This is a genomic window from Streptomyces sp. FXJ1.172 (assembly GCF_001636945.3).
GTDB lineage: Bacteria > Actinomycetota > Actinomycetes > Streptomycetales > Streptomycetaceae > Streptomyces.
Genome location: NZ_CP119133.2, coordinates 2,297,345 through 2,315,013, shown reverse-complemented (window position 1 = coordinate 2,315,013; position 17,669 = coordinate 2,297,345). Strand labels below are relative to the sequence as shown.

Annotated in this window: 12 protein-coding genes; 10 read left to right on the top strand and 2 right to left on the bottom strand. The window is 73.4% G+C overall.

Features of this window, described 5'->3' with window-relative positions; translation table 11 throughout:
- Window positions 1-110 precede the first annotated feature (110 nt).
- Both A6P39_RS10300 and A6P39_RS10295 read right to left on the bottom strand, forming a co-directional pair.
- Window positions 111-1,676 (bottom strand): alpha/beta hydrolase, encoded by a 1,566-nt coding sequence (locus A6P39_RS10300; protein WP_067056439.1) that lies wholly within the window; start codon window positions 1,674-1,676, stop codon window positions 111-113.
- 173 nt (window positions 1,677-1,849) lie between these two features.
- Window positions 1,850-2,950 (bottom strand): Rv2578c family radical SAM protein, encoded by a 1,101-nt coding sequence (locus A6P39_RS10295; protein WP_199841047.1) that lies wholly within the window; start codon window positions 2,948-2,950, stop codon window positions 1,850-1,852.
- 162 nt (window positions 2,951-3,112) lie between these two features.
- Between A6P39_RS10295 and A6P39_RS10290 the strand changes: the two genes are divergently transcribed.
- The 10 genes from A6P39_RS10290 (at window position 3,113) to A6P39_RS10245 (ending at window position 17,664) form a co-directional block, all read left to right on the top strand.
- Complete coding sequence (locus A6P39_RS10290) at window positions 3,113-3,556, top strand: SRPBCC family protein (protein WP_067056436.1); 444 nt, start codon at window positions 3,113-3,115, stop codon at window positions 3,554-3,556.
- Between the two features lie 152 nt (window positions 3,557-3,708).
- Complete coding sequence (locus A6P39_RS10285) at window positions 3,709-6,144, top strand: MFS transporter (protein ID WP_067056434.1); 2,436 nt, start codon at window positions 3,709-3,711, stop codon at window positions 6,142-6,144.
- A 166-nt stretch (window positions 6,145-6,310) separates the two neighbouring features.
- The gene (locus tag A6P39_RS10280; RefSeq protein WP_067056431.1) at window positions 6,311-8,773 is read left to right on the top strand and encodes an ATP-binding SpoIIE family protein phosphatase; all 2,463 of its coding nucleotides are present in this window, start codon (window positions 6,311-6,313) and stop codon (window positions 8,771-8,773) included.
- Window positions 8,774-8,913: 140 nt separating this feature from the next.
- On the top strand, window positions 8,914-9,633 hold the full coding sequence (locus A6P39_RS10275; protein ID WP_067056430.1) for a class I SAM-dependent methyltransferase: 720 nt from the start codon (window positions 8,914-8,916) through the stop codon (window positions 9,631-9,633).
- 147 nt (window positions 9,634-9,780) lie between these two features.
- On the top strand, window positions 9,781-10,614 hold the full coding sequence (locus tag A6P39_RS10270; protein ID WP_067056427.1) for a M55 family metallopeptidase: 834 nt from the start codon (window positions 9,781-9,783) through the stop codon (window positions 10,612-10,614).
- Complete coding sequence (locus tag A6P39_RS10265) at window positions 10,607-11,923, top strand: M20/M25/M40 family metallo-hydrolase (protein WP_067056424.1); 1,317 nt, start codon at window positions 10,607-10,609, stop codon at window positions 11,921-11,923. The genes A6P39_RS10270 and A6P39_RS10265 overlap by 8 nt, the downstream gene beginning before the upstream one ends.
- A 21-nt stretch (window positions 11,924-11,944) precedes the next feature.
- The gene (locus A6P39_RS10260) at window positions 11,945-13,897 is read left to right on the top strand and encodes a prolyl oligopeptidase family serine peptidase (protein ID WP_067056423.1); all 1,953 of its coding nucleotides are present in this window, start codon (window positions 11,945-11,947) and stop codon (window positions 13,895-13,897) included.
- The gene (locus tag A6P39_RS10255; RefSeq protein ID WP_067056421.1) at window positions 13,894-14,817 is read left to right on the top strand and encodes a S66 peptidase family protein; all 924 of its coding nucleotides are present in this window, start codon (window positions 13,894-13,896) and stop codon (window positions 14,815-14,817) included. Before A6P39_RS10260 ends, A6P39_RS10255 begins: the two co-directional genes overlap by 4 nt.
- A 249-nt stretch (window positions 14,818-15,066) precedes the next feature.
- Window positions 15,067-15,618 (top strand): GNAT family N-acetyltransferase, encoded by a 552-nt coding sequence (locus tag A6P39_RS10250; RefSeq protein WP_067056407.1) that lies wholly within the window; start codon window positions 15,067-15,069, stop codon window positions 15,616-15,618.
- A gap of 84 nt (window positions 15,619-15,702) precedes the next feature.
- On the top strand, window positions 15,703-17,664 hold the full coding sequence (locus A6P39_RS10245; RefSeq protein ID WP_067056398.1) for a DUF5107 domain-containing protein: 1,962 nt from the start codon (window positions 15,703-15,705) through the stop codon (window positions 17,662-17,664).
- Window positions 17,665-17,669: the final 5 nt, after the last annotated feature.

Sequence of the window (17,669 nt, the reverse complement as noted above, 5' to 3'; positions counted from 1 at the left end):
TCCCATGGTGGACCGCGGCACTGACAACGCCCCCACAGGGCAGCGCCCCGGCCAGGGCGCGGCAAGGTCGCGGGGCTGCGCCGGTGTGCGGCAGCGCCGGGCCGGCGCGTCTACGGGCGGAAACCGAGCAACTCGTGCAGCGTCGAACCCGGCGTCGAAACCGGTGCGGCCTTGGCGGCCAGCGGCTTCGGATCGGGCGACTTCGCGCACACCGCGTCGGCCGCCCCGGCGGAGCCGCGCGGCACCCGGCCGTCCTTCAGATAGGCCGTCAGATACCGGTCCAGGCAGGCGTTGCCGCTCAGCGTGATCCCGTGGTTGCCGCCGCCGTTCTCGACCACCAGGCTGGAGCGGGCGAGCAGCCGGTGCACCGCGAGGCCGCCGGGGTAGGGGGTGGCGGCGTCGTCGGTCGCCTGGAACAGCAGCACCGGCGGCAGCCCGGTGTTGGCGATGTCCGCCGGCCGGCGCCGCGCGGCCGGCCAGAAGGCGCACGGCGCGTTGTACCATGCGTTGTTCCAGGCCATGAAGGGGGCCTTGCCGTACACGGTCCAGGTGTCGGTGCGCCATCGGCTCCAGCCGCCGGGCCAGGAGGTGTCCCGGCACTGCACCGCCGTGTAGACGCTGTAGCCGTTGTCGCCCGAGTGGTTCACCGCGCCGAGGTCCTTCCACACCTCCACCAGCGGCTTGGTGTTCCTGTCGTGCACGTACGCCGCGAACGCCTCGGCGAGGTAGGGCCAGTAGCCGTTGTAGTAGCCGCCGGGGATGAAGGTGTCCTCCAGTTCGGCGGCGCCCACCTTGCCGCCGGCCGGCCTCGCCGCCAGTGCCGCCCGCATCGCGTACCAGCCGTCCTCGATCCGCTCCGGGTCCCTGCCGAGGTGGTAGGCGGAGTCGTGGCGGGCGATCCAGGCCATCAGGGCGCGGTGGCGGTCGTTGAAGGCGTAGTCCTGGCCGAGGTTGTCCGCGTACCAGACACCGGCCGGGTCGACGACCGAGTCCAGCACCAGGCGGCGGATCCGCTGGGGATACAGCTTGGCGTAGACCGCGCCGAGGTAGGTGCCGTAGGAGTAGCCGAAGTAGTTGATCCGCCCGGCGCCGAGGGCCGCGCGGATGACGTCCATGTCGCGCACGGTGCTGACGGTGTCGATGTACGGCAGCAGGCCGGCGTGGCGGCGGCCGCAGGCGTGGGCGAAGGACTTCGCGCGCGCGAGGTTCGTCCGCTCCAGCGCCGGTGAGGTGGGCACGGTGTCCGGGCGCACCGCCTTGAAGTGGCCGGGCACGCAGTCCAGGGCCGGGGCGGACCTGCCGACCCCGCGCGGATCGAAGCCGATCACGTCGTACTGGGCGGCGACGCTCCTGGGCAGCGCGGAGGCGACGAATCCGGCGAGCCTGAGGCCGCTGCCGCCGGGGCCGCCGGGGTTGACCAGGAGCGGGCCCTGGAAGGTCTTCGCCGTGTGCGGGATGCGGGACAGGGCGAGCGTGATCGTCCCTTCCCGCGGCCGCGCGTGGTCCAGCGGGACCTGCAGGGACGCGCACTGCAGGGCCGGGTAGTCGCCGGTGCCGCACTTCTTCCAGGCGAGCCGGGGGGCCGGGGCGGCCGGGGCCGCGTGCGCGGGTACGGCGGTGACCGAGCCCGCCACCATGGCGGTGGCAGCGCACAGCACGGCTGCGCGAGTTCTCATGGGTCCTCCCGGGACGGCGGGGTCGGCGGACCGCGGTGATCACGGCCCTCGCCGCATCGTCCCGGCGCCGGGGCCCGAAACCAACGCTCCAAGGCCGTACTTGACCCGATTGCGCCGCGCGAAGCCCTCGAACGCCCGCACCGGAGGCGGTCGCACGAGGGCGGGCACGGCTCTCACATGAGGGTGAGCTGGGTCGGCTCGGCCACCGCGGCCGGCTCGGCCGGCTCGGCCGGGCGGATCCGGCGGGCCAGACCGGCGCGCGCCGGCCCGATGCCGTACTCCCGTGCCAGTTCGTGCACCTGACGGGTGATCCGGCGCTGGTACCAGGTGGGTGCGTAGGCGCCCGCCGCGTACAGCCGCTCGTAGCGCCGCACCAGGTGCGGATGGTGCCGGCCGAGCCAGGCCATGAACCACTCACGGGCGCCGGGGCGCAGATGCAGTGTCAGCGGGGTCACCGAGGTGGCCCCGGCCGCGGCGATCGCCCGTACCGTGGCCCGCAGTTGGTCCGGGTGGTCGCTCAGGAACGGGACGACCGGTGCCATCAGCACCCCGCAGCCGATGCCGTGCTCGCCGAGGGTGCGTACGACGTCGAGCCGGCGCTCGGGCGCGGGGGTGCCCGGTTCCACCGTGCGCCACAGCTCGGGGTCGAGGAAGCCGACGGAGACCGAGATGCCCACGTCCGTCACCTCGGCCGCCCGCACCAGCAGGTCCAGGTCGCGCAGGATCAGCGTGCCCTTGGTCAGGACCGAGAACGGGTTCGCGTGCTCGGTGAGGGCACCGATGATGCCCGGCATCAGGCGGTAGCGGCCCTCGGCGCGCTGGTAGCAGTCGACGTTCGTGCCCATCGCCACGTGATCGCCCTGCCAGCGGCGGGAGGCGAGCTGGCGGCGCAGCACCTCGGGCGCGTTCACCTTGACCACGATCTGGGTGTCGAAACCGAGGCCCGTGTCGAGGTCCAGATAGCTGTGCGTCTTCCTGGCGAAACAGTAGACGCACGCGTGCGTGCAGCCGCGGTAGGGGTTGACGGTCCACTCGAACGGCATGCGCGAGGCGCCCGGCACCCGGTTCAGCACCGAGCGCGCGCGGACCTCGTGGAAGGTGATCCCGCGGAACTCGGGCGTGTCGAAGGTGCGCGTGGTCACGGCGTCCGCGCCGAACAGCGCGGCCTCGGCGGCCCGGCCGTGCTCGGCGCGCTCCCCGGACTCGCCGGACGCCCCGGATTCCCCGGACGTGCCGGACGCCCCGGACTCGACGGTGAGGTTCTCCCAGCGCATGACGCCTCCTCGCTAGCACTGCCGCACAGAATAGAACATCTGTTCCCATGATCGTGCGGCCCCTGGTGAGAGACCCCGATGGCGACCCCCGATTTGAGGGGCCGGGCACCGGGGTGGTTGGCTTGCCCCAACCCCGAGAAACGCAGGTCCTGGAGGAACGCAATGGCGCAGGTCGAGGCCACTACGGAGCGGGTCGTCGCGGCGGACGCGGAGAAGGTGTTCGACGCCCTCGCCGACTACCGCGGCACACGGCAGAAGCTGCTGCCCGAGCACTTCAGCGAGTACGAGGTCCGCGAGGGCGGCGACGGCGAGGGCACCCTCGTCCACTGGAAGCTCCAGGCCACCAGCAAGCGGGTGCGCGACTGCCTGCTGGAGGTCGGCGAGCCCACCGACGGCGAGCTGGTCGAGAAGGACCGCAACTCCTCCATGGTCACCACCTGGCGCGTCACGCCCGCCGGCGAGGGCCGCTCCCGCGTCACCGTCACCACCACCTGGCAGGGCGCCGGCGGTATCGGCGGCTTCTTCGAGAAGACCTTCGCCCCCAAGGGCCTCGGCCGGATCTACGACGCCCTGCTCGCCAACCTCGCCACCGAGGTCGAGAAGTAGCCCCAAGCCCCCAGCGGTGAAGGGGCGTTGCGCCCCTTCACCGGTTCGAGTGGATCTCCCTCCGCCCAGGAACCAGGCCGTAACCCGCCGCAGTTGTTCCCAGTTGCCGCCGTACGCGGGACATGTGACAGATGTGACGAGGGGAGCGGTACGTGGGCGGGACGACTCTGGTGAAGCACGAGCCGGTCGTGGCACCGCGGACGGGGGAGGAGACCTCCGCCGCCCCGCCACCGCCCGCACCGGCACCCCGGCCCGGCGCACACCGCGTGCGGCTGGTGTTCTTCGGGCTGATGCTCGCCCTGCTCCTCGCGGCGCTCGACCAGATGATCGTCGCCACCGCACTGCCCAAGATCGTCGGCGAGCTGCACGGCCTGGACCGGATGAGCTGGGCGATCACCGCCTATCTGCTCACCTCCACCATCGGCCTGCCGCTGTACGGCAAGCTCGGCGACCTCGTCGGCCGCAAGGGCGTCTTCCAGTTCGCCATCGCCGTCTTCGTCCTCGGCTCCGCGCTCGCCGGCCGGGCCCAGTCCATGGACCAGCTGATCGCCTTCCGCGCGGTCCAGGGCATCGGCGCGGGCGGCCTCATGATCGGCGTGCAGGCGATCATCGCCGACATCGTGCCGCCCCGCGAACGCGGCCGCTACATGGGCCTGATCGGCGCCGCCTTCGGTCTCGCCTCCGTCGCCGGCCCGCTGCTCGGCGGCTACTTCACCGACCACCTCTCCTGGCGCTGGTGCTTCTACGTCAACGTCCCCTTCGGCCTGGTCACCCTCGCCGTCGTCACCGTCGTGCTGAGGCTGCCCGGACCGGCCCGCCGCGGCAGGTTCGACGTCCTCGGCGCCCTGCTGCTCGCCGCCGCCTCCACCTGCCTGGTCCTGCTGACCAGCTGGGGCGGCCACGAGTACGCCTGGGGCTCACGGCAGATCACCGGCCTCGGCGCGGGCGCCCTCGCAGCCACCGCCTTGTTCCTCGTCGCCGAGCGCTTCGCCGCCGAACCCCTCATCCCGCTCAGGCTGTTCCGCGACGGCGTCTTCAACGTCTCCGCCCTGGTGGGCCTCGTGATCGGCGTCGCCCTGTTCGGCGCCGCCAGCTACCTGCCGACCTTCCTGCAGATGGTCGACGGCGCCAGCGCCACCGAGTCCGGGCTGCTGATGCTGCCCATGATGGCCGGGATCGTCGGCGCCTCGGTCGTCGGCGGGCAGCTCATCAGCCGCACCGGCCGCTACAAGATCTTCCCCGTGCTCGGCGGCGCCCTCTCCGCCGTAGGCATGTGGCTGCTCTCCCGCCTCCAGGCCGACACCCCCCGGCTGCACTACAGCATCTGGATGGCCGTCCTCGGCGCCGGCATCGGCCTGGTGATGCCCGTCCTCGTCCTCGCCGTGCAGAACTCCGTACGCCCCGCCGACCTCGGCACCGCCACCAGCGCCAACAACTACTTCCGGCAGATCGGCGGCAGCGTCGGCGCCGCGGTCTTCGGCACCCTCTTCGCCCGCCGGCTCACCTCCGCGCTGCGCGGGGAACTGCCCCCGCGCGCCGGCGCGGCGCTGCCCGACGCCGATTCCATCACCCCGCAGCTCGTCCACGCGCTGCCCCCGGCCCTGCGCGACGGCTACGTCCGCGCCTACGCCGACGCCATGCCGCGGATCTTCCTCTACCTGGTCCCGGTGCTCGTCGCCGGCCTGCTCATCGCCTTCTTCCTCAAGGAGAAACCCCTGGTGTCCCACCCCAGCGCCGAGACCGAGACCGAGCCAGCGACCGAACCGGAGACCGAGCCCAGGACCGTGAACTCCAACGCCCCCATCCCGCAGGCCCGTTCGCCCTACGCCGCCGGAATCCCCGTGTGCGGCACGGTGCAGCACCCCGACGGCACCGTGGTGCCCCGCGCCGCCCTCACCCTCATCGACGTCACGGGACAGCAGATCGGGCGGGGCGCGAGCGGCGAGGACGGCCGCTACGCGCTCTCCACGCCCGGCTCCGGCTCGTACGTCCTGATCGCCGCCGCGGGCGGCCACCAGCCGCAGGCCGTCTCCGTCACCGTCGGCGAACGGCCCGTCGAACTCGACGTCGTCCTCGGCGGCGCCGGGCGCCTCGCCGGCAGCGTCCTGACCGCCGACGGCAGCCCCGTGCGCGACGCCACCGTCACCCTCACCAATGTGCACGGCGAGGTCGTCGCCGCCACCCGCAGCGGCCGCGAGGGCGGCTACGTCATCACCGAACTGGTCGCCGGCGAGTACACCCTGGCCGCCAGCGCCCCCGCCTTCCGCCCGGCCGCTCTCCCGGTCACCGTGCAGGCCGCCCGGGAGACCCGGCAGGACGTCGAACTCGCGGGCGGCGCCGTGCTGCGGGGCACCGTGCGGGCGAGCGGCGGACGGCCCGTGGAGGACGCGCGCGTCACCCTCCTCGACGCCGCCGGCAACGTCGTCGACACCCTCACCACCGGAGCGGACGGAGCGTTCCGGTTCGTCGACCTCTCCTCCGGCGAGTACACCGTCATCGCCGCCGGCTACCCGCCGGTCGCCACCGTCCTCCAGGTCGCGGGCGGCGGCCGCACCGAACGGGACCTGCAACTGGGCCACGAGGACTGAGCGGAGCCCGGACAGGGGGCGCACGCGGGGCGCTGAGCTGCGCACCGGTGCGATCCGGTGAAACCAATTCCAGGATTGCCACACATCGCGACCGGCCGCCGCCGTACGGTAGTGGCAGGCTTCACAGATCGTTTGCGGACAGCCGTGGGGAGAAAGGGCCGGGGCCATGGAATTCGGCGACGACCGTGGCAGCGAGCGGGACACGCCTTCCGGCCGCGACGCAGAAGGCACCGCCGCGGGCCGGATTCCGCTGGCCGTGGTCGTCGTCGACCGCGACGGCCGGGTGTCCCACTGGAGCAGCGGCGCCCGGCGCCTGTTCGGCGTCGGACGCGAGGACGCCGTAGGACGGCCCGCGGCCGATCTGCTGCCGGTCTCCGGCGCCCTGTCCGAGGAGGCGCACGGCGAGGCGATGCCGGACGCCTACGACGGACTCGGCCCCGGCCTGGAGACCTCGCTCGGCGGCCACACCTCCTACGCCACGGCCGGCCGCGCCCGCATCTTCCCCCACCACCCGGCACCGGATCCGCAGGGCGGGCGGCTCGACGTGCTGTGGTGGGCCTACCCGCTGGTCGGCCCCGGCCCGTCCCGGCTGCTCGTGCTCGCCGCCGACGCCGCCCGGCTGCGCGACGAGCGCGGCTACGACGACGAGACCGCCGAACGCATCTCGCCCGGCTTCGCCCGCCACACCGAACTGCCCGCCTTTGACGAACTGGAGCGGCGGCTGCCCGAGATCCTGCCCAACATGGGCCCGCAGCTCAGCTCCCGCATCGTCGCCCAGGTCCTCGAACTGGGCTATCCCGTCCTGGAGTTCAGCCAGTTCGACCGGGTGCCCGTCACCCCGTACTGGGGCGTGCCCCGCCGCCCGGGACGCAGGCGGACCGAGGCCGTCGTCCCGCAGCAGCGCTGCGCACCCGTCCTCGTCCCGGCCGGCGCCGAGGAGGACCTGGAGTACGCGGCCGTGCGCGAGCGGCTGGAGTTCCTCAACGAGGTCAGCTCCCGCATCGGCTCCTCGCTCGACCTCGGCGAGACCATCCGCGAGGTCACCAGCGCCGCCGTGCCCCGGTTCGCGGACTTCGCCGGCACCCACCTGCGCGCCGCCGTCCTCGCCGGCGAGGGCTTCCCCGACGGACCGCCCGACGCCAGCACCGTGATGTTCCGGGTGTGGGTCGAGCACAACGACGAACCGGGCCGCTGGGACGACACCGTGCCCGTCGGCGAGGCCTTCGCCTTTCCCGAGCACACCCCGTTCTACAAGTGCATGGTCACCGGTGAGCCGGTCCTCGTCCCACGGGTCACCGAGGAGCTGAGCGAGCGCATCTCCGGCGAGTTCGAAAAGCGCGACCTCAGGCCGCTCATCGGCGGCCGGTCCCTGCTGATCGTGCCGCTCAAGGCCCGCAACGTGGTCCTCGGCTTCATGGTGCTGATGCGCCGCCCCGACCGGCCGCAGTTCGACGACATGGACCGCACCACCGGCGCCGAACTCGCCGCCCGCGCGGGCCTCGTCCTCGACAACGCCCGCATGTACACCTACCAGGAGAACGTCGCCGACACCCTGCAGGACAGCATGCTGCCGCAGGTGTCCCCGCGGATGGCCGGCTGCGACGTCGCCACCCGCTACCTGCCCGGCACCCGGCTCGGCAGGATCGGCGGAGACTGGTTCGACACCATCAAACTGCCCGGCTCGCGCACCGCTCTCGTCGTCGGCGACGTCATGGGCCACGGCCTGAACTCGGCCGCCATGATGGGCCAGTTGCGCACCGCCGTACAGACCATGGCGGCGATGGAGACCCCGCCCGCCCAGCTCCTGCGCAACCTCGACGACCTCGCCCGCAGGCTCGGCGACAACTACCTCGCCACCTGCCTGTACGCGGTCTACGACCCCATCGGCGGCGAACTGCACCTGGCCAACGCCGGACACATCCCGCCCGTCCTCGTCCGAGCCGAGGACGGCAGCAGCGAACTCCTCGACCTGCCCACCGGCGCCCCCGTCGGCGTCGGCGGTGTCCCCTTCGAGGCCATCCGGGTCAAGGTGGCACCCGGCGACCGGCTGGTGCTGTGCACCGACGGCCTGGTCGAGGTGCGCGGCTCCGACATCGGCGAGGGCCTGGCCGCGCTGTGCGAGTCCGCCGCGCACCCCGCCGCCTCCATGGACGACGCCTGCGACACCATCATCCGCGCCCTGAACACCCGCGGCGGCCGCAAGGACGACGTCGCCCTGCTCATGGCCCGCCTCAACGGCCTGCCTGCCGGCCACGTCGCCGAATGGCAGCTCGACCCCGATCCCCGCGAGGTCGCCCGGGCCCGCCGCCTGGTGCGCGCACAACTCCTCGACTGGGGCCTCGCGCAGGCGGTGGACACGGCCGAACTCCTGGTCAGCGAGGTCGTCACCAACGCCGTACGGCACGCCGTGAGCGAGCGGGTCGGGCTGCGCGTGATCCTCGCCGGCGCCCTGCTGTTCGAGGTCACCGACGACGAACCGGCCCTGCCCGTCATGCTCGGCACCGACCCGTACGACGAGGCGGGCCGCGGTCTGCGCGTGGTCAGCCGGCTGGCCCGGGAGTGGGGCGCCACCGCGACCGGGCACCGCAAGACCGTCTGGTTCGAACAGACCGTCACCACACCGGCGTGAAAGGGGGGCGTGCGCCCAGGTCGTGCACGCCCCCGATATGTCCCGGGACCGTACATCCGGTGAAGGTGGCCACCCACCCCTTGCCCAGCCCCCGGCCTCCGCGATATCCCGATCACGGAACCGAACCGTGGGGAGATCGAATGAACGTCTCGGACAACTACCGCAACGCCTGGGAAAGTTACTGGACACAGACCTCCGACGCGGCGGGCGAGGCGATCTGGGACTGCGATCCCGCCCTCTCCGCGCAGCCGCACAGCGCCCTGCTCCTGCCCCACGCCGACGCCTCGCGCACCATCGTCGACCTCGGCTGCGGCAACGGCACCACGACCCGCTACCTCGCCACCCGGTTCGCGCACGCCGTCGGCGTCGACCTCTCGCACGCGGCCGTCGAGCATGCCCGCCGCGCCACGGACGCCGACACCGTGGAGTACCAGCAGCTCGACCTCACCGACGCGAGCGCCGTGCGCGCCCTGCACGACCGGCTCGGCGACACCCACGTCTACATGCGGGCCGTGATCCACCAGAGCGAACCGGAGGCGCGGTCCGCGGTCGCCGCCGCCGTCGCCGAGATGATCGGCAGCGAGGGGCGCGCCTTCGTCGTCGAACTCACCTCCGGCTCCCGGGACGTCCTCAGGCGCGCCGCCTCCCAGCCGGGCGGCCCTGGGCCGAAGCTCCAGCGCGTCTTCCACCACGGGCTCAAGCCTGCCGACGCCGACGACGAGGAGATCCCGAAGCTGCTCGGCGCGGCCGGCCTGACGGTCCTCGCCGAGGGCGCGACCACCCTGCCGCAGACCGAGCACCTCGCCGACGGCACCCGCATCGACCTGCCGGCCCGCTGGTTCGTCCTCGCGGGCAGGTAAACGGGACGTCCTCACCGCGAAGCCGGGAAGCCGGGCGCCGGGGCCGAGAGCGCTTCCCGGTCCGGGCCGACGTCACCTCCGGCCTCGGCTGCCCCGAAGAGCCGGCCTCGTAGGAAGTTCCCTCACCCGCGCGTAACGTGAAGCAGTATGAAGATCCTTATCAGTGCCGACATGGAGGGGGCCACGGGCGTCACGTGGCCGGCCGACGTACTGCCGGGGACACCGCAGTGGGAGCGGTGCCGGTCGATGTTCACCTCCGACGTGAACGCCGCCGTGCAGGGCTTCTTCGACGGCGGCGCCGACCAGGTGCTCGTCAACGAGGCCCACTGGACCATGCGCAACCTGCTGCTGGAGCACCTCGACGAACGCGTCGAGATGCTCACCGGACGGCACAAGACGCTCTCCATGGTGGAGGGCGTCCAGCACGGCGATGTCGACGGCATCGCCTTCGTCGGCTACCACACGGGCGCCGGCATGGAGGGCGTCCTCGCCCACACCTACCTCGCCAACCAGATCACCGGGGTGTGGCTGAACGACGTCCGCGCCAGCGAGGGACTGCTCAACGCCCATGTCGTCGCCGAGTACGGCGTGCCCGTCGTCCTCGTCACCGGCGACGACCTCGCCTGCGAGGACGCCCTCGGCTACGCCCCCGAGGCGCTGAAGGTCGCCGTCAAGGACCATGTGTCGCGCTACGCGGCGGTGTGCCGGACCCCGGCCCGTACCGCAGCCGAGATCCGCGCCGCCGCGAAGGAGGCCGCACGCCTGGCGGTACGTCAGGAACCGGTCGCTGCCGGGCCGTTCACGGTCGCCGTCGAGTTCGACGCCGAGCACCTGGCGCAGGCCGCCACCGTCGTCCCCGGGCTCACCCGCATCGGGGAACGCAAGGTGGCGTACACCAGCGCCACCATGTACGAGGGCATCCGGACGTTCAAGGCGGTCACCACGATCGTCTCCGCCGCCGTGGAGGAGCAGTATGGCTGACCAGCAGGCCGATGAGCAGGCCCTGGCCGAGGTCGTGGAGTTCACCTCCGGCCTGATCCGGATCGACACCAGCAACCGGGGCGGCGGGGACTGCCGGGAGCGGCCGGCCGCCGAGTACGCGGCCGAGCGGCTGGCCGGCGCGGGCCTCGAACCGCTGCTGCTGGAACGCACACCGGGCCGCACCAACGTCGTCGCCCGGATCGAGGGCACCGACCCGTCCGCCGAAGCGCTGCTCGTCCACGGTCACCTCGACGTGGTGCCCGCCGAGGCCGCCGACTGGAGCGTGCACCCGTTCTCCGGGGAAATCCGCGACGGGGTGGTCTGGGGGCGCGGCGCCGTCGACATGAAGAACATGGACGCGATGATCCTCGCGGTGGTCCGCGCCTGGGCCCGCGCGGGCGTACGGCCCCGCCGGGACCTCGTCATCGCCTTCACCGCAGACGAGGAGGCCAGTGCCGAGGACGGCGCGGGCTTCCTCGCCGACCGGCACCCCGAACTGTTCGAGGGCTGCACCGAGGGCATCAGCGAGTCCGGTGCCTTCACCTTCCACGACGGCACCGGCCGCAAGCTCTACCCGATCGGGGCCGGCGAGCGCGGCACCGGCTGGGTGAAGCTCACCGCGCGCGGCCGGGCCGGGCACGGCTCCAAGGTGAACAAGGAGAACGCGGTCACCCGGCTCGCCGCCGCCCTCACCCGCATCGGCGAGCACGACTGGCGGCCCAGGCTCACCCCGACCGTACGGGCCGCGCTCACCGAACTCGCCGCCCTGTACGGCATCGAACCCGACTTCAGAGACGTGGACCGGCTGCTGGACAAGCTCGGTCCGGCGGCGAAGCTGGTCGAGGCGACACTGCGCAACAGCGCCAACCCGACCATGCTGCAGGCCGGTTACAAGGTCAACGTCATCCCCGGCGAGGCCGTCGCCCACGTCGACGGGCGCTATCTGCCGGGCGGCGAGGAGGAGTTCGCCGCCACCCTCGACCAGCTGACCGGTCCGGACGTCAGCTGGGAGTTCGTCCACCGGGAGGTGGCCCTCCAGGCGCCGGTGGACTCGCCGGTCTTCGCACGGATGCGGGCCGCCGTCGAGGAGTTCGCGCCGGACGGGCACGTGGTGCCGTACTGCATGTCGGGCGGCACGGATGCCAAGCAGTTCTCCCGGCTCGGCATCACCGGCTACGGCTTCACCCCGCTGAAGCTGCCCGAAGACCTGGACTACCAGGCACTGTTCCACGGCGTCGACGAACGGGTGCCCGTGGAGGCGCTGCACTTCGGCGTCCGCGTCCTCGACCGCTTCCTGCGCACGGCGTAGGGCCGGCACGAAAGGACACGCATGCTGACCTCGCCGTACGGCACCTGGCCGTCGCCCATCGACGCGGCGCTGGCCGCCGCGCACGACGGGCGGCCGGAGTGGGTGGGCTTCGTCGGGGACGAGGTGTGGTGGACCGAGCCCCGGCCGGCCGAGGACGGCCGCCGGGCCCTGGTGCGCCGCACGGCCGAGGGCACGGAGGAGACCGTGCTGCCCGCCCCGTGGAACGTGCGCAACCGGGTCGTCGAGTACGGCGGCTGCCCCTGGGCGGGGGCGGTGGACGCGGGCCGGCCACTGATCGTCTTCACGCACTTCGCCGACCAGCGGATGTACCGCTACGAACCCGGCGGCGAGCCGCGCCCGCTGACCCCGCTCTCCCCGGTGGGCGCGGGACTGCGCTGGGCCGGCCCGCACCTGGACCTCGCCCGCGGTGAGGTGTGGTGCGCCCTGGAGGAGTTCACCGGGGACGGCCCCGGCGACGTACGGCGCGTGCTCGCCGCCGTACCGCTCGACGGATCCGCCGCCGAGGACCGCTCGGCGGTACGCGAACTCACCGACGGCCGGCACCGGTTCGTCACCGGTCCTCGTCTGTCGCCCGACGGGTGCCGGGCCGCATGGCTCGCCTGGGACCATCCGCGGATGCCGTGGGAGGGGACGGAACTGCGTGTCGGCGAGATCGGTGTCGACGGCACACTGCATACCGTCCACACGGTCGCCGGCGGGCCGCGCGAGGCGATCGCACAGGCCGAATGGTCTGCGGACGGCGATCTTCTGTATACAAGCGACCGCAGCGGCTGGTGGAACCTCTACCGGGACGGCACCCCGCTGTGCCCGCGAGAAGAGGAGTTCGCCGGCCCGCTGTGGCGGCCGGGCCTGCGCTGGTTCGCACCGCTGGAGAGCGGGCTGATCGCGGTCGTACACGGTAAGGGGTCGACCGTACTCGGCATACTGGATACAGAATCCGGCGAGACCGTCGACGCCGCCGGACCCTGGACCGAGTTCGCCCCCACGCTCGCCGCCCACGGCGGCCGGGTCGTCGCCGTCGGGGCCGGCCCGCGCACCGCCTACGAGGTCGTCGAGCTGGACACCGTGACCGGCCGGGCCCGCGCCATCGGCGCCCGGCACCGCGACGCCGTCGATCCCGCCTACTACCCCGAGCCGCGGCACCGCACCTTCACCGGCCCCGACGGCCGCGAGGTGCACGCGCACGTCTACCCGCCGCACCACCCCGCCCGCACCGCGCCCGACGGCGAGGCGCCGCCCTACGTCGTCTGGGCGCACGGCGGACCCACCGACCGCGTGCCGCTCGTGCTGGACCTGGCCATCGCCTACTTCACCTCGCGGGGCATCGGGGTCGCCGAGGTGAACTACGGCGGCTCCGCCGGCTACGGCCGCGCCTACCGCGAGCGGCTGCGCGAGCAGTGGGGCGTGGTCGACGTCGAGGACTGCGCCGCCGTCGCCCGCGCCCTCGCCGAGGAGGGCACCGCGGACCCGGACCGGCTCGCCATCCGCGGCGGCAGCGCGGGCGGCTGGACCGCCGCCGCCTCCCTGACCACGACCGACGTCTACGCCTGCGGCACCATCGTCTACCCGATCCTGGACCTCGCCGCCTGGGGCCCCGGCGACACCCACGACTTCGAGTCCCGCTACCTCGAGTCGCTGATCGGACCGTTCGCCGAGGTGCCCGACCGGTACGCCGAGCGTTCGCCCACCAGCCACGCCGACCGGCTCACCGTGCCGTTCCTGCTGCTCCAGGGCCTGGACGACGTGATCTGCCCGCCCGCCCAGTGCGAACGCTTCCTCGCCCGGATCGCGGGCCGGGGCGTGCCGCACGCCTACCTCACCTTCGCGGGGGAGGGGCACGGCTTCCGCCGGGCCGAGACGATGGTGCGCGCCATGGAGGCCGAGCTGTCCCTGTACGCTCAGGTGTTCGGGCTGGACGTGCCCGGCGTCCCGAGACTGGAGCTGCACCCGTGAAGGAACTGACCCGGCCGAGACGACTGGCCCCCGGCGCGCGGGTGGCCGTCGTCGCCACCAGCGGGCCGGTGCCCGAGGAGCGTCTCCAGGCCGGGCTAGACGTGCTGCGCGGCTGGGACCTCGACGCGGTCGCCGCTCCCCATGTCCTGGACCGGCATGCCGAGTTCGGGTACCTGGCCGGTTCGGACGCCGACCGCGCGGCCGACTTCCAGAATGCCTGGTGCGACCCGTCGGTGGACGCGGTGCTGTGCGCCCGCGGCGGGTACGGGGTGCAGCGCATGATCGACCTGCTGGACTGGGAGGCGATGCGGGCCGCCGGGCCCAAGGTCCTGGTCGGCTTCAGCGACATCACCGTCCTGCACGAGGCCTTCGCCACCCGCCTGGGCCTCGCCACGCTGTACGGGCCGGTGGCGGCCGGCATCGACTTCATCAAGAACGCCCGGGCCCAGGACCATCTGCGGGCCACCCTCCTCCATCCGGAGACCGTGCGCACCATCACCTCCGGCGGCTCGCCCCTCGTGCCCGGCCGCGCCCGCGGGATCACCCTCGGCGGCTGCCTGACCCTGCTCGCCGCGGAGCGCGGCACCCCGCACGCACGCCCCTCGGCGGCCGGCGGGCTGCTGTGCCTGGAGGACGTCGGCGAGCGGACGTACCAGCTGGACCGCTACCTCACCCAACTCCTGCGCGCCGGCTGGCTGGAGGACGTGCGCGGGGTACTGCTCGGCTCCTGGCAGGACTGCTCCGACTACACCGAGATACGCCCCCTGCTGGCCGACCGGCTCGGCGCGCTCGGCGTGCCGGTGGTGGAGGAGTTCGGCTTCGGACACTGCGCGGGCGCGCTGACGATCCCGTTCGGCGTCCCGGCCGAACTCGACGCGGACAGCGCCACCTTGACCCTGGACGAGCCCGCCCTGCGCTGACCGCCCCGCACCGGCACCACGCACCCACCCCGACCACGCACCCACCCCGACCACGCACCCACCCGGACCACCACGCCCCGACGGCGAACCCCCCGGCACCCCCGGCACGTCCCCCCGCGGACCCAGGCATCCCCGGCTCGTCCCGTGCGGACCCTGGCGCCCCGGCGCCCTGGCGGTACCCCACTACCCCCGGCGCTCCCGGGTGCATTCCCGGATGCGGCGCGGGCGGTGACGCCGTAGCCTGGCCCGATGCCGCACACCGCACCCCACTACCTCGCCGAGGGCCCGCGCGTGGCCATCCGCCACTACACCCTCGAGGACGGGCCCGAGTTCACGGCCCGCACCCGCGAGAGCAAGGACCTGCACCGGCCGTGGCTGTTCCCGCCGGACACCGAAGAGGCCTACGCCGCCTTCGCCGGCCGGCTGCTCGAGGACCCGTCGAAGGCCGGCTTCCTGGTGTGCGCGAAGGACAGCGGGGACATCGCCGGCTACATCAACATCAACAACATCGTCCGCGGCGGCTTCCAGTGCGGCGCGCTCGGCTACGGCGCCTTCGTCCACGCCGCCGGGCGCGGCCTGATGCGCGAGGGCCTCGACCTGGTCATCGGCTACGCCTTCGGCCCGCTCGGCCTGCACCGGCTGGAGATCAACGCCCAGCCCGGGAACACCGCCTCCATCGCCCTCGCCCGGGGCGCCGGATTCCGGTTGGAGGGCTTCTCGCCCGCCATGCTCCACATCGACGGAGCCTGGCGCGACCACGAACGCTGGGCGCTCACCGCCGAGATGCGAGCCACCGGCTGAACCGCCTGCCGGGCCCGCCTTCCGCGCCTTTTGCGCAATCCTGACCGGCACCTCCCCTGGCCGGAGCACCGCACGCCGGGTTCCATGGTGATCGTGACGAGGATCCGACGTGAGGTACTGACCCTGCCCGCAGCGCAGTTGGGCTCCGACAACCCCCTGCCCCCGATGCACCCGCTCGACGAGGTGCACCGCGTCGACGACCGAAACCGCGACGGCCTGCCCCGGGACATGGCACGGCAGCTCGCCCACGAGCCGCTCACCAGCCTGCTCCCGGTCCGGGTCCGCGACGGCTACGGAAGAACCCGCGAACCCCGCGCCCTGGACGCGCTGGTCATCGAGAACGACCGGCTGCGCGCCACCGTCCTGCCCGGCCTGGGCGGCCGCGTCGCCTCCCTGTTCCACCTGCCCACCGGACGTGAACTCCTCTACCGCAACCCGGTGTTCCAGCCCGCGAACTTCGCCCTCAACGGCGCCTGGTACTCCGGCGGCATCGAATGGAACATCGGCGCAACCGGCCACACCACCCTGTCCTGCGCACCCCTGCACGCCGCCCGCGTCCCCGCCCCCGACGGCGGCGAGATGCTGCGCCTGTGGGAGTGGGAGCGGCTGCGCGACCTGCCCTTCCAGGTCGACCTGTGGCTGCCCGACGGCTCCGACTTCCTCTACGCCGGCGTCCGGATCCGCAACCCGCACGAACGGCCCGTGCCGACCTACTGGTGGTCCAACATCGCGGTGCCGGAGGAGCGCCGGGTCCTGGCGCCCGCCGAGGAAGCCTGGCACTTCGGCTACGAGCGCCGGCTGCGCCGCGTCCCCGTCCCGTCGCACGACGGGATCGACCGCACCTACCCTCTCAACAGCCCTTACGCCGCCGACTACTTCTACGACGTGCCCGACGGCCGGCGACGCTGGATCGCCGCCCTGGACACCGACGGGCACGGGCTGGCGCAGACCTCCACCGACACCCTGCGCGGCCGCAAGCTGTTCGTGTGGGGCCACCGGCCCGGCGGACGGCGCTGGCAGCAGTGGCTGACCGAACCCGGCACCGGCGGCTACTGCGAGATCCAGGCCGGCCTCGCCCGCACCCAGCTCGAACACGTCCGGCTGGACGCCGGGAGCGAGGTGTCCTGGCTGGAGGCGTACGGCCCGCTCGGCACACCGGCCGACGGCGACTGGGCCCGGGCCGTGCAGCACGCCGAGGACCGGCTGGAGGCGGCCCTCCCGCGCGCCCGCGTCGAGGAGGCCTACGCCGCCTGGCAGCCGTACGCCGACACCGAACCCGGTGAGATCCTGGCCGCCGGATCCGGCTGGGGCGCCCTCGAAGTCCTGCGCGCCGACTGGAAACTGCCCGGGACCCCGTTTCCCGAGTCCACCCTCACCGAGGCCCAGGCACCCTGGCGGGAACTGCTGCGCACCGGCTCACTGCCCGAGCCGCGCCGGGTCCGGCCGCCCGGCGAGAGCCTCGTCGCCCCGCACTGGCGGGACATGCTGGAGACCGCGCCCGCCACCCCGCACACCGAGTACCACCTCGGCATCGCCCAGTGGCACGCCGGTGACCGCGCCCAGGCCGTCCGCAGCTGGGAGCGGGCCCTGCAACTGGCGCCCTCCCTGTGGCCGTTGCTGCGCTGCCTGGCCGTCGCCGACCAGACGGCAGGTCACCACGAGCGGGCCGCCGAGCGGTACGCGGACGCCTTCGACGACCTGTGCCGCGAACGCCGTGACGACGGCGAGGCCTGGACCGCCGCCCTGGCCGCGCTCGGCCGCGAGACCCTCCCGGCCCTGCTGCGCGCCGGGCGCACGGCGGACGCCCGCGCCGTCTGGGACCGCCTGCCGCCCGCCGTCCGCGGCCGCGGACGCTTCCGGCTGCTCCAGGCCGAGCTGCTGCTCGCCGAGGGACGGCCCGAGGCGGCACGGGCCGTCTTCGACGAGGGCTTCGAGGCCGCCGACCTCAGGGAGGGGGAGGAGGCGATCGGCCGGCTGTGGGCCCGCCTCACCGACGAGCCGCTGCCCGCCCGCCACGACTTCCGGATGCGGCCGGACCAGCCCTGACGTGC

Coding starts and splice junctions, on each gene's coding strand:
- A6P39_RS10300 (WP_067056439.1), bottom strand. CDS start 1,676: ATGAGAACTCGCGCAGCCGTGCTGTGCGCTGCCACCGCCATGGTGGCG.
- A6P39_RS10295 (WP_199841047.1), bottom strand. CDS start 2,950: ATGCGCTGGGAGAACCTCACCGTCGAGTCCGGGGCGTCCGGCACGTCC.
- A6P39_RS10290 (WP_067056436.1), top strand. CDS start 3,113: ATGGCGCAGGTCGAGGCCACTACGGAGCGGGTCGTCGCGGCGGACGCG.
- A6P39_RS10280 (WP_067056431.1), top strand. CDS start 6,311: ATGGAATTCGGCGACGACCGTGGCAGCGAGCGGGACACGCCTTCCGGC.
- A6P39_RS10275 (WP_067056430.1), top strand. CDS start 8,914: ATGAACGTCTCGGACAACTACCGCAACGCCTGGGAAAGTTACTGGACA.
- A6P39_RS10270 (WP_067056427.1), top strand. CDS start 9,781: ATGAAGATCCTTATCAGTGCCGACATGGAGGGGGCCACGGGCGTCACG.
- A6P39_RS10265 (WP_067056424.1), top strand. CDS start 10,607: ATGGCTGACCAGCAGGCCGATGAGCAGGCCCTGGCCGAGGTCGTGGAG.
- A6P39_RS10260 (WP_067056423.1), top strand. CDS start 11,945: ATGCTGACCTCGCCGTACGGCACCTGGCCGTCGCCCATCGACGCGGCG.
- A6P39_RS10250 (WP_067056407.1), top strand. CDS start 15,067: ATGCCGCACACCGCACCCCACTACCTCGCCGAGGGCCCGCGCGTGGCC.
- A6P39_RS10245 (WP_067056398.1), top strand. CDS start 15,703: ATGGTGATCGTGACGAGGATCCGACGTGAGGTACTGACCCTGCCCGCA.